This window comes from Agrobacterium sp. GW821-FHT02D03 (genome assembly GCF_059421725.1).
In genome coordinates this window covers 2,520,857-2,533,406 of sequence record NZ_JBWKVN010000001.1, presented here as the reverse complement: position 1 = coordinate 2,533,406, position 12,550 = coordinate 2,520,857, and the positions used below count along the sequence as shown (strand labels likewise).

Annotated in this window: 8 protein-coding genes and 1 tRNA gene; 6 read left to right on the top strand and 3 right to left on the bottom strand. The window is 59.8% G+C overall.

Features of this window, described 5'->3' with window-relative positions; all coding sequences use genetic code 11:
* Window positions 1–63 precede the first annotated feature (63 nt).
* Complete coding sequence (locus AC07U5_RS12075; RefSeq protein ID WP_494723120.1) at window positions 64–3,921, bottom strand: ATP-binding protein; 3,858 nt, start codon at window positions 3,919–3,921, stop codon at window positions 64–66.
* A 313-nt stretch (window positions 3,922–4,234) separates the two neighbouring features.
* On the opposite strand from AC07U5_RS12075, the gene AC07U5_RS12070 reads away from it, so the two are divergent.
* From AC07U5_RS12070 to AC07U5_RS12060, 3 genes are all read left to right on the top strand, one after another.
* Window positions 4,235–4,311: transfer RNA gene (locus tag AC07U5_RS12070), tRNA-His, on the top strand.
* 224 nt (window positions 4,312–4,535) lie between these two features.
* On the top strand, window positions 4,536–6,083 hold the full coding sequence (locus AC07U5_RS12065; protein WP_494723119.1) for a Ppx/GppA phosphatase family protein: 1,548 nt from the start codon (window positions 4,536–4,538) through the stop codon (window positions 6,081–6,083).
* A gap of 1 nt (window position 6,084) precedes the next feature.
* Entirely contained in the window at window positions 6,085–6,807 is a 723-nt protein-coding gene (locus AC07U5_RS12060) for an RlmE family RNA methyltransferase (RefSeq protein WP_494723118.1), read from the top strand.
* A 15-nt stretch (window positions 6,808–6,822) separates the two neighbouring features.
* Here the strand turns inward: AC07U5_RS12060 and AC07U5_RS12055 are convergent, their stop codons facing one another.
* Window positions 6,823–8,220, bottom strand: coding sequence for an MDR family MFS transporter (locus AC07U5_RS12055; RefSeq protein WP_112955910.1), 1,398 nt, complete (start codon window positions 8,218–8,220; stop codon window positions 6,823–6,825).
* A 192-nt stretch (window positions 8,221–8,412) separates the two neighbouring features.
* Here AC07U5_RS12055 and AC07U5_RS12050 point away from each other — a divergent pair, with 192 nt between their 5' ends.
* From AC07U5_RS12050 to AC07U5_RS12040, 3 genes are all read left to right on the top strand, one after another.
* The gene (locus AC07U5_RS12050) at window positions 8,413–9,411 is read left to right on the top strand and encodes an MBL fold metallo-hydrolase (RefSeq protein WP_494723117.1); all 999 of its coding nucleotides are present in this window, start codon (window positions 8,413–8,415) and stop codon (window positions 9,409–9,411) included.
* 217 nt (window positions 9,412–9,628) lie between these two features.
* Window positions 9,629–11,134, top strand: a complete 1,506-nt coding sequence (gene guaB, locus AC07U5_RS12045) for an IMP dehydrogenase (RefSeq protein WP_062426019.1) — start codon at window positions 9,629–9,631, stop codon at window positions 11,132–11,134.
* A 111-nt stretch (window positions 11,135–11,245) separates the two neighbouring features.
* A complete protein-coding gene (locus tag AC07U5_RS12040; protein WP_494723297.1) occupies window positions 11,246–11,647 on the top strand; it encodes an MAPEG family protein in 402 nt (133 codons plus the stop codon).
* Between the two features lie 10 nt (window positions 11,648–11,657).
* Here the strand turns inward: AC07U5_RS12040 and AC07U5_RS12035 are convergent, their stop codons facing one another.
* Entirely contained in the window at window positions 11,658–12,545 is an 888-nt protein-coding gene (locus AC07U5_RS12035; RefSeq protein WP_113178504.1) for a hydrogen peroxide-inducible genes activator, read from the bottom strand.
* Between the last annotated feature and the right edge of the window lie 5 nt (window positions 12,546–12,550).

Sequence of the window (12,550 nt, the reverse complement as noted above, 5' to 3'; positions counted from 1 at the left end):
AAGGCGTTTATCCTTCCGTGACCGGTATGTGGCGGCCACGGATGTTGCTAACAGCTGTGCCGATCAGTTCGCAAGAACCCGCTGCGATGGAAAGCTGATTTCCACCAGCGTTCCTTCATTCGGCGTGGAGGTGATGGAGAAGTTGGCGCGGTTGGCATCCACCATCGCCTTCGTCAATGGCAGGCCGAGACCCGTTCCATCGCCACGAACCCGGCTGCTGGAGGCCGAGACCTGGCGGAATGGCTTCATTGCCTGCTCCAGTTCCGAGCGCGTCATGCCGATGCCGGTATCGCGCACCCGCAGCACGACGCTGCCATTCGGCTCATAGGCCGTCGACACGACGATCTGGCCGCCCGACGGCGTAAACTTGATGGCATTCGACAGAATGTTGAGCAGGATCTGCTTGATCGAGCGCAGATCCGCAACGACCGGCGGTACCGATTGCGACAAGGCAGTCCGGATAATGACGCGCTGGTTGTTCGCCTGTGGCTGCACCAGCGAGACCGCTTCCGCGATGGTTTCGTTCAGCGCCACCGCCTTGAAATCCACATCCATCTGGCCGGCTTCGATTTTGGAGATATCCAGAAGATCGTTGACGATATCGAGGACATGGCGACCGGAGCGGACGATGTCGTTGGAGTATTCGATGTAACGCGGATGACCGATCGGCCCGAAACGCTCCGTCGCCATCATATCGGCAAAGCCGATGATCGCGTTGAGCGGCGTGCGGATTTCATGGCTGACACGCGCCAGGAAGTCGGTCTTGTGCGCATTCGCGGTCTCTGCCGCGCGCTTGGCGTTGCGCAAATCTTCCTCAGTGCGCTTCCACTGGGTGATGTCGCGGATCACCACGCAATAACCATTGGTGGATTTCAGCCGGCCGATCGTCATGAAGAGTGGTAGGAAACCGCCGGAGGCTTCACGACCGATCACTTCGCGACCGTCGTTCAGCACGCTTGCCACGCCATTATTGGCGAGGCCCGAAAGATAATCCAGCACGGCCCGCTGGCTCTCATGCGCAAACAGCGTCACGAAGGGCTTGTTGGAGATTTCGGCACTGTCGTAATTGAAGAGCGCGCTGGCCGAGCGGTTGAGCGAACGGATACTGCCATCCTCGTCCAGCAGGACCACGCCATCGGTCGCCGTCTCCAGAATGGAGTGCAACTCCTCGATCTCGCCCTTCATCCGGTCGGAGTCTTCTACGTTGTCAGTTGTCGGCTCTTCGCCCGTCACATCAGCCGCGTGAACAGGCGCAGCATCTCGTACCGTTTCGGTCGGGATAAGCGATAGCATCAAGGCGCTTGCCTCCTCCCAACGAACCGACTGCAGCTTTGCCCGCACAGGAATGAGTTCGTTTTCGGCGCTCACCGCGACCATGCCGCCGCTGCGCTCGGAAACATTGTCCAATTCTTCCCGCTGCAGCAGCGCATCCAGACCGCCTACTGCTGTCAATTCGTCGAGATCCGTATAGCCGGTCAGGCGCAGGAACTCGGGGTTGGCATGGATCAGACGATCGCCGCTGTGGATGAGAAGCGCCACCGGCATCTGGTCGACAGTCTCCGGCGTCAGTCCAGTTGAAACACGGGTGGAAGGTCCGAGCGCGACCTCCTCCTCATCAATGGCGGGATCGACGTCCTCATCCTGCGTGGCCGGTTCCTCGGCAGCAGCGGTGTCGTGCTCATCCTCGTCCTCATCATGGCCGCCTTCCATGCGGGTGCCGATGGGCGGATGGGTAAAGGCCACAGGCTCGTCACCACGCGTGTAGGCGTGAAATGCATCGTCCTCGGTCGGCGCGGCTGGTTGATCGGCGTCGACGGCATCGGCGGCGACAACCGGTTCGTCGGCTTCACCCTTGGCGTCTTCTGTCTCAACGGCAGCCGCAACAGCGTCTTCTGCTTCCGCCTCGACAGAAATCTCTTCGGCTCTATCGTCCGACGGCGAGTCTTCAGAAACAACCGGCGTCGCTTCCTCGTCTTCGACAGGCTTTAGGGTCCGGCCGATTTCGCGAAACGCCGCCTGTTCGCTGGCCGTCAGGCCGTCGCGACGATTGCGATGTTCATCGATATGCACGACCTTGTCGGAATAGGATTGAGCCGGCTTCTCGGCAATCTTCAACACCGGAACCTCATGTTCCGGCGGCTGGTGGAAGCGCTGCGGCTGCGTCTCTTCCGGCACGGAATCCGTTTCGAGCACGTCCGTCTCAACCGCGTCGGCCTCTGCCTTTGCCTCATCCTCATCCACGAAGGAGAACGGAACTGGTTCTTCGACATTGGCCGGGGTGGCGTCATCGGAAACATCGGGCTCTACCGCCGCCGCGTCATCCTGCTGGTCCTCGGCAATCGTTAGCTCGTCGTCGGGATGGCTCTCTCCCGCCAGCACGAGGCCTGCCGCATGTGGGTCTTCCACCGCATCGGCGATCCGCACGATGCCAAAACCACGGAAACCGTCGAATTCACGCGCCCGGGTATAGGTTGGAAGGGCGGCAAGATCGATCGGCACGGCGAGGGACGTGCCCTCCACAGGCCAGTAGATCGTCTTGCCCGACCATGTGTCGCGGCGCTTCAAGAGTTCGGCGATCTTGCCTTCCGGATCGAGGTTGAAGAGGGCAGCAAGGTCGGAAAAGCTCATCCCTTCGACCGCCGCAGCCTTGGGCCCCACGGCTTCGGCAAACTCATGCGAAATGGAACTGAAGCAACCAGCAGCATCGATCTTCCAGACGAAACGGCTTGCCCGGCCATTCGGATTGAACACGAAAGGCGACGGGGATGCCGGTTCGTCGGCTGGCTCGTGCGTGTCAATCGTCAGGGCCTGGGGCTCGGCGGCCTCCGGGAAATGCGCTTCCTGTGCCTCGGACGTACCGTCTTCCAGGCTTTGTGCGTCCTCGGTGTTATCGGCCGTGGCGCTATAGCTGGGCTCTTCGTCTGGTGTCGAAACCGCTGCCGGCTTTTTTTCGTCTACCAAAAGAAAATCGTCTGCAGGCGAAAGCGCCTCAACTGTTTCGAGCTCCTCGTCCGTATCCTGCTTATAGGCTAGGAAAACAGACTGGTCCTCGTTCGAGATAGCCTCTGCAACGCCGTGCTCGTCCGCCTCTTGCTGCTCCTCATCCGTCTCTTCGATCTGAGCGACCGCGTCGAGAACGCTTTCGAACGCCAGTTGCTGCGATGGCTTGTGCGCCAACTCAGCCTGTTCTTCGACAGGGACAGCCTTTGTTTCAGGGCGCTCCTCGATGAACTCGGAGGAGGGATCGAGTCTGCCGAGCGCGGTCTCAACGACGAAAACGAGATTGAGAACGGGCTCCTGCGTCAGTTGCGCGGTCGCGGCAGGGAGGTAGCCCTTGCCTGTTGGAACAGGGCGCTTCACCAGCTTGCTGGCATGGCGCGCCGCCATCGATATTAAAGTCCTGGCGGTCTGCGGTGCAATTTCAAGATTAGCGAATTTGCCAGAGGCAGCAATAATCGCGCCGCTCTCATCCATCACGGCCATATGAATATCGGGATCATCGAATCCTTCGATCATCCTCCAGGCGCGTTCTTCCAATGACAGGCCGGATTGATCCAACATAGCGGAGAAGAGAAGCACCGGCTGCTGCCGCTCGACTTCGATCACTTCGAGGGCGGCAGAGACGGCAACGCTGCGAAAGCCAGACGGAACGCGGATCATGAATTGTTGGCGATCGCCAATCTTCTGCAGCCGGCTCGCAGCACCAGCCACCTGACGGAAGGTCACATCCTGCGCTTTCGGCCCATGCTCGATGAAATCGTAGATCATCGGCGTGCCGAAAAGAGCGGCACCCCGTCCATTTGCCCAGAGCGCGCTTTTGAGGTCCATCGAGAACAGCGCAAGCGCTTCACCCTTGGCGAATTTCTCCCGAACGCGCTCATGCACGGCTATGTCGATAAACGGGTATTGAACGGCGGGCATGTCGGAACCTACTTTGGCACTACGTGACCTTCGCTGCCGCACGGCCTCCTCATGAGGCACCACACAGCCTGCATCGGCGTGACGTTAACAGAATCTTAAATAACTTCACAGGGCCGCCGGGTCCATAATCGCCTGAGGGAATTGGGAAATAGAGTTAATATCACGTGGACCGGAACGCCGCCGATCCGGGTGCTGGATGACCATGGGAAAACGCGCTTGCTTTCTATATGTTTTTTCGCAAAAATTAGAGAAGGACTTGCAAAAGGGAAAAACTCCCCGTATGTGAGCCCCGTGACGCGCAAGCGTCTCTTGTGCGGTTGTAGCTCAGTTGGTTAGAGCGCAGGTTTGTGGCACCTGAGGTCGGTGGTTCGACCCCACTCAACCGTACCATTCTCTTCTCCCCGTCAGTCATTTCGTCACACCGACTTGCGGGGAGAAGAGAACTTTCTCTTTTCGATCTCCCCATTAAAAACTGGCTACCCCTATCTGCAATGGCGTGTGCGATCTCTCGCGCGGCCAAAAATCGGTTGGCTAGAATGTCACATACTGGTAAGGTCACGCCAACGTAACCTTATAGACGCCAGCGGCATGCCTTTAGGCCTTTGCGCGGCGGAATGGAAAAAACAGTGATTGACCCCGGCAACGGCGTAAAGCCGTCGGAACCAGGGGCGTCGGTGGCAGAAAAAGGGAAGGCGAAGCGTTCCCGTCGTGGCAAGGGCAAGCGAGGCGGCAAGAACCGTTCCGCTTCTGCTTTGCCGCAACTGCTTGTTGCCGACTCCCGTCAGGAGCCTCCACCCCCAGGCAGTATCGAGCCTGGAGCAGAGCCGCGCAAGCGCAAGCGCCGCAGGCGTTCCGGCGGGCAGGGCGCTCAGAAAACACCTCCAGGCATTGTGGCAGAAGGTCAGAAGCCGGACCTATCGACGCGCCCTGAGCAGCAACCATCCAGCAAAAGAAAAACGCGCAATCGCAAGCGCCCGCACCGTGATCCGCAGGGCAGGCCACTGGTCCCAAGCCATGCGCCGCGGCCTGCGGCCAAGCAAAATGGCCAGGGAGCCAATGGCGCAGCGGTCGTCGTGGAGCCCGCAGGCTTTGCACATTCGCGGCACGGCGCCGGTCGGGAGGCCTTCGAGCCCAGTTCCGATATGTATGCGGCGCTCGACCTTGGTACAAACAATTGCCGCCTTCTGATAGCGCAGCCGACGCGACCGGGCCAATTCCGCGTGGTGGATGCCTTCTCGCGGATCGTGCGCCTTGGCGAGGGCTTGGTGTCGACCGGACGACTATCGGATGATGCGATGGATCGTGCTGTCGAAGCGCTGAAGGTCTGCGCGGCAAAGCTTGCGGGACGGCCCATTCGCCGCATGCGGCTGATTGCGACCGAGGCCTGCCGCGCGGCTGCCAACGGCGAAGAATTTCTTGCCCGTGTGACGCGTGAGACCGGCCTTGATCTTGAAATCATCAGCCGTGAGACGGAAGCGCGCCTTGCTGTCTCCGGTTGTTCATCGCTTGTCGGACGCGAAGCTCGCTCCGTCGTCCTCTTCGATATCGGCGGCGGCTCATCGGAAATCGCGGTCATTCGGCTGAATGAAAACCGCTCAAACCGGCTTGCCAACCACATCACCCATTGGACCTCGCTTCCTGTTGGCGTGGTGACGCTCTCGGAGCGCCACGGCGGTCGCGATGTGACACCAGCGATTTTCGAGGCCATGGTGACGGAAGTCGAAGGCCTGCTCGATGCGTTCCACTGCCCGCCACTGTCTGACCAGTCCACACTCGATGATTTTCATCTGATCGGCACCTCCGGCACGGTGACGACGCTTGCCGGTGTCCACCTTGATCTGCCGCGCTACGATCGCCGCAAGGTCGATGGGCTATGGCTGTCGGATGCCGAGGTCACGGCCATGCAGACCAAGTTGCTCGCCTGGGATTTTGCCGGACGCGCCGCCAATGCCTGTATTGGGCCGGATCGTGCGGACCTCGTTCTTGCCGGTTGCGCCATTCTGGAAGCGATCCGCAGGCGCTGGCCTGCGCGGCGCATGCGGGTGGCAGATCGTGGGCTGCGTGAAGGCCTGTTGACCGATATGATGGCAGATGATGGCGCATGGCGCCGCAACAAGATACGCCGTGCCCAGACGCAGGGCAAAACAGAGCGGAAGGGTTGATATGAGCAAGGCGCCCACGAGCACCAACCGTACCGGACGCAAGATCGGCCAGAAGGTGAAGAAGACGAAGCTGAAGGCATCGTCCCGCCGTTGGCTGGAGCGGCATATCAACGACCCCTATGTGCAGCGCGCCAAGCTGGAAGGCTACCGCGCCCGCGCGGCCTTCAAGCTTCTGGAAATCAACGACAAGCATCAGATCCTCAAAGATGCGCACCGCATCATCGACCTGGGTGCCGCTCCCGGCAGCTGGTCCCAGATTGCCGCCAAGGTGACGGATTCAACCGAAGACGATATCCGCGTTGCGGCGATCGACTTCCTCGAACTCGATCCGATTCCCGGTGTAAAAATCCTGCAGCTCGACTTCCTCGATCCAAATGCGCCTGATCTTCTGATGGAAGCTGTTGGCGGTACGCCCGATCTCGTTCTGTCCGATATGGCGGCACCTACAACCGGCCACCAGAAGACCGACCATATTCGCACGATGCATCTGTGCGAAGTCGCGGCCGATTTCGCCGTTCAGGTTCTGGCAGAAGGCGGGCATTTCCTCGCCAAGACCTTCCAGGGCGGCACGGAGAAGCAGTTGCTGGACATGCTCAAGCAGAACTTCAAGCAGGTCCTTCACATCAAGCCCGCCTCGTCGCGCTCTGAATCGGTGGAAATGTTCCTGCTTGCCAAGCACTTCAAGGGCCGCAAGGCAGTCCCGGCTGAAGCGCCCGACGAATAGAACCCCCGAATAAGATTACTCAGCCGGCTGTGTGGCCTTGCCTCTATGGCCGGAAACCTCAGCGCCGGCACCCCTATCCATCGCAATCAGCGGCAGGGTGGCAAACAGCGAGACCAGCGCCACCACCACGAAGGCGAGATGGAAATCGGCAAGCTGGAGATGGCCGCCGGAAAAGTAGCTGCTGACTTCCAGAATCGTCGCGGCGAAAGCGACACCAAGCGCCAGGCTGATCTGCTGCAACACGGAGGCCATGGATGTGGCTTGGCTCGCCTGATGGTCATCGATATCGGAGTAGCTCAGCGCATTCGTGCCGGTGAAGAAGAACGAGCGGGCAAAGCCGGCGACAACCAGGCAGATCATGATCAGCGAATAGGGCGTCTGCGGCGTGAAGAAACTATTCACGACCGTCGTGCAGGCACCGACCACGCCAGCACTGATCAAAGTCGCTTTGAAGCCGGTCGCGGCAAAGACACGGCGCGCCATGAACTTGGTGGTGATGGCGCCGATCGCCCCGGCAAAGGTAATCATGCCCGACTGAAACGGGTTGAGGCCAAAACCGATCTGCAACATCAATGGCATCAGGAAGGGAATGGCGCCTGTCGAGATGCGAAAGACCGTTCCGCTGATGGAGGCTGTGCGGAATGTGGCATTGCGGAAAATCTTGAAATCCAGGATCGGCGCCGGGTGGATTTTGGCGTGACGCACGTAAAGCGCGCCGCAGATGAAGCCGATGATAATCGCTGCAATGCCGACGAAGGGGGGTAGAGCGGGTAGACTGACCACCGAAAAGCCGAACACCACGCCGGATGCGGCAAGGCCGGACAGGATGAAGCCGAGAAAGTCCATGGGCGGTGGATTGGTGGTCTCGATCTCCGGAAGATAGATCGTCGAAAGCCAGATGCCGATCACGCCGATCGGGACGTTGATCAGGAAAATCCAGTGCCAGGAAAAATAGGTGGTGATGAAGCCGCCGATGGGTGGACCGGTCAGCGGTCCGACGAGCGCCGGAATGGTCAGCAACGCCATGGCCGAAACGAGATCGGTGCGCTTGGTGGTGCGCAACAAAACGAGGCGACCGACAGGTGTCATCATCGCGCCGCCGATACCCTGCAGGAAGCGTGAGACGACGAATTCCACGACCGAACCGGACACCGCACAGCAGATGGAGCCGATGACGAAGACCGCGATGGCAAAGCGGAAAATCTTCTTCGCGCCGAACTTGTCCGCCATCCAGCCGCTGATCGGAATGAAGATGGCAAGCGACACCATATAGGCGGTCAGCGCGAGCTTCAGCGTGATCGGGCCGACATTCAGATCCCTCGCAATCGCCGGCAAAGCCGTGGCGATTACGGTCGAGTCCATCTGCTCCATGAAAAGGGCGACGGCGAGGATAAGCGGAATGATTCTGTTCATGGCTTGACTGCGGCCCACCCCGCATCGACAAAGTTCGGAGCACTTACTACTCCCGCATCGATCACTTGCCAACTAAACATTTGGCAAGAAAAGGGCCGTTGTCCTCCTCACGACGCTGTGAGGAACTGCTAATGAACCGAATGCCGCAGATGCTCGTTAAGCCCCTTGGTACCCCAACAAGTGGAGATAGTCATGACGGACAGGATGAACATCAGCCGGCGCGTGCTGCTCGGTACGGCAGGCGCCGGAGCCGTGGCCCCCTTCGTGCTCAGCGGCGCAGCAAGTGCCCAGACAACACAGCCCCAGACGTCCATGGAGATCAACCACGCAATGCCGCCCGAAACCAACCGTTTCAAGCTTGGAGACTTTGAAGTTCTGGTCGTCAAGGACGGTGCGCGTCCTTCCGGCAAGCCCGGTGAAACTTTTGGTACGAACCAGAGCCCCGAAGCCGTCGGCGAGCTGCTGCAGAAGAACTTTTTGCCGACGGATCAATTCGTCAACAGCTTCTCGCCCGCCTTGATCAACACAGGCTCCGACCTCGTGTTGTTCGACACCGGCTTTGGCGAGCAGGGTCGTGAATCCGGCAATGGGCGGCTTCTCGAAGGACTGGCCGCGGCCGGTTATACGCCGGATGACGTGACCGTTGTGGTTCTGACCCATATGCACGGCGACCATATTGGCGGCCTGATGGAGAAGGGCAAGCCGGCCTTCCCGAAGGCACGCTACGTCTTCGGCCAGAAAGAATACGACTTCTGGACCGACGAAAAGCGTGTCGGCACGCCTGCCGAAAATGGTCATAAGGCGGTGCTTGCCAATGTGAAGCCACTGGCGGAAAAGGCGACCTTCATTGGGGATGGTGCTGACGTCGTGCCTGGCATCAATGCGATTGCCGCCTTCGGTCACTCTCCGGGCCATATGATCTTCAATGTCGAGTCCGGCGGCAAGCGGTTGATCCTGACGGCCGACACCGCAAACCACTTCGTGCTGTCGCTGCAGCGTCCGGAGTGGGAGGTGCGCTTCGATATGGACAAGGCGGCGGCTGCCGCGACGCGCAAAAAGGTTTTCGACATGGTCGCGACAGACCGCGTCGCCTTCCTCGGCTACCACATGCCGTTCCCATCTGTCGGTTACGCGGAAAAACTCGATACCGGATATAGGTTCGTGCCGAAGTCCTACCAGTTCGATATCTGACCCGTAATCTATGATCACAAGCATTTCGAGCCGCGGCGACACCATCGCGGCTCGTCGCTCTATGGTGCATTGCACAGCTTTCAGGGTTTTTTCTATTCCCTTCCCGTCATAACCGTGTTACCAGCCCTCGCCAACTTCCAAGCAATCCTTTGCAGGACCGCCGGGGTGAACATTCGTTCCGGATCGGCCATGCATTTCATAATGAAGGAATTTGGCCATGGCACGCATCATTGAAACTCCCACTGGTCTCGACGCGCTGACGTTCGACGACGTGCTCCTCCAGCCGGGGCATTCTGAAGTCATGCCCGGCCAGACGAACATCGCGACACGTATCGCGCATGATATCGAGCTCAACCTTCCCATTCTCTCTTCGGCAATGGACACCGTTACCGAAAGCCGTCTGGCAATTGCCATGGCGCAGGCCGGCGGCATCGGCGTCATTCACCGCAACCTGACGCCGGTCGAGCAGGCCGAAGAGGTCCGCCAGGTCAAGAAGTTCGAAAGCGGCATGGTCGTCAACCCCGTCACGATTGGCCCGGATGCGACACTGGCCGAAGCCCAGTCACTGATGAAGGCGCATGGCATTTCCGGTATTCCGGTTGTCGAAAATGGTGGCAGCGGCGGGCATAAGGTTGGCCGCCTCGTCGGCATTCTGACCAACCGCGACGTGCGTTTTGCCTCCGATCCGGGCCAGAAAATCTATGAGTTGATGACGCGTGAAAATCTCGTCACCGTCAAGGAAAGCAGCGTCGATCAGCAGGAAGCCCGCCATCTTCTGCATAAGCACCGCATCGAAAAGCTGCTGGTCGTTGATGGCAAGGGCAACTGCGTCGGCCTCATCACCGTGAAGGATATCGAGAAGTCGCAGCTGAACCCGAACGCCACCAAGGATGCGCAGGGTCGCCTGCGTGCCGCTGCCGCCATCAGCGTGGGCGACGATGCCATCGAGCGCGCCGAGCGTCTGATTGCGGTGGGTGTTGACGTTCTGGTCGTCGATACCGCGCACGGGCATTCGCAGCGTGTTCTCGATGCGGTGAGCCACGTCAAGAAGATGTCGAACTCGGTTCGCGTCATAGCTGGTAACGTCGCGACGTCGGCGGGCACAAAGGCACTGATCGACGCCGGTGCGGATGCCGTCAAGGTCGGTATCGGCCCGGGCTCGATCTGCACCACGCGCATCGTCGCCGGTGTCGGCGTTCCGCAGCTTGCGGCCATCATGTCCGCTGTCGAAGCGGCGCAGGCGGCAGATATCCCCGTCATTGCCGATGGCGGGATCAAGTTCTCCGGCGATCTTGCCAAGGCAATCGCAGCTGGCGCATCCGCCGTGATGATCGGCTCGCTGCTGGCCGGTACGGATGAAAGCCCAGGCGAAGTGTTCCTCTATCAGGGTCGCTCCTTCAAGGCCTATCGTGGCATGGGCTCGGTTGGCGCCATGGCCCGCGGCTCGGCAGACCGTTACTTCCAGGCGGAAGTGCGCGATACGCTGAAGCTTGTTCCGGAAGGCATCGAAGGTCAGGTTCCTTACAAGGGTCCGGTCTCCGGCGTGTTGCACCAGCTTGCCGGCGGTCTGAAGGCGGCCATGGGTTACGTCGGCGGTGGAACGATCAAGGACTTCCAGGAACGCGCGACGTTCGTGCGCATCTCCGGTGCAGGCCTGCGTGAAAGCCACGCCCACGACGTCACGATTACCCGCGAGAGCCCGAACTATCCCGGCGCTGTTTGATATTCCGTTTCCTGCGAATAGACGATAAAGATGATGTCACGCTCTCCGAACCCGGTTCGGGGAGCGTCTTTTTGTAAGAAGGAGAAACGCCGCATGTCCACGACGAGCGCAATGTTCTGGCCAATGATTGCTCATGCCTTTCTCGTCTTCTGGCTATATGGTCTGCTGGCGTATCGCCGAAAGAAATTCACCTTTGTCGATGGCGATGCGGTACGCCGCTTCCGCGATGCTGGCGAAGAAGCGCCCGAGAGCAAGCTGGTCAACAAGAACATCGCCAACCAGTTCGAACTGCCGATGCTCTTCCACGCGGCATGTTTGCTGCTCTACATCACCGATGCGGACAATATTGTCACCGTCGTGCTCGGCTGGATTTTCGTTCTGTCGCGGGTCTTCCATTCCTACATTCACGTCACCAGTAACCGTCTGCGCTACCGTGGCCCGGCTTTCATTACCGGCTTCGTCGCGCTCGTCTTGATGTGGGGCTGGCTCTTAATCTGGCTCGCGCTGGAATAGGACGTCAGATCTAACGGATACATTGCCTGATGGCATCCGCAAGGGCGGCGATGTCGCCTTTACGGCCGCTGGCCATGCGCCAAACGAGACCGATCTCTCGTGCAGGGGCCGGATCGGCAAAAGGAACGATGCGAAGATTATTGCGCATCGTCTCGGTCGGAATGGCAATCTCCGGGATCAGCGTCATTCCCATGTCATGGGACACCATCTGCAGCAGCGTCGCCATCGAGGTTGCGCCGTAATTGACAAGGCTGCGCTTTCCCGCCGCATCGCAGACCGCCAGGGCCTGATCGCGAAGGCAGTGGCCTTCCTCAAGAAGGAGCAGCCGGTCCATGTCAACCTGGCCTTCATTGACGGGAGAGACCAGCACCTTGTCGTCGCTCTTTGCGGTCGCCATGAAGAAGCGATCGGTGAAAAGGTGGCACGTCTCCAATCCTTCGCCGACCACTGGGATGGCAGCAATTACCGCATCCAGCTTGCGTGCCGCGAGATCCGAGAGAAGACGGTCGGTGACGGTCTCCTTCAGTTCGATCTCGACCAGAGCGTGGTGGGCGCGCAGATGCGGCACGAGCTTGGGAACGAGATAGGGCGCGATGGTCGGAATGATCCCGATCCGCACCAGCCCTTCCAGCGCGCCTGAGGTCTTGCGCGCGGCGTCTTCCAGCCGCTCCACCTCCAGAAGAATGGCCCGCACATGCTGCAGCACCTCCTCGCCCTTCGGCGTGATGGTGATGTCACCGCGGCTGCGTTCCACCAGCTTGACGCCGAGATGCTCTTCCATATCCATGATTTGCACGGAAAGCGCCGGCTGGCTGATATGTGCTTCGGCCGCAGCCTTGCCGAAGTGCAGGGTGCGCGCCAAGGCGTCGAAATATCGCATTTGTCGAAGTGTGAGCATGATAG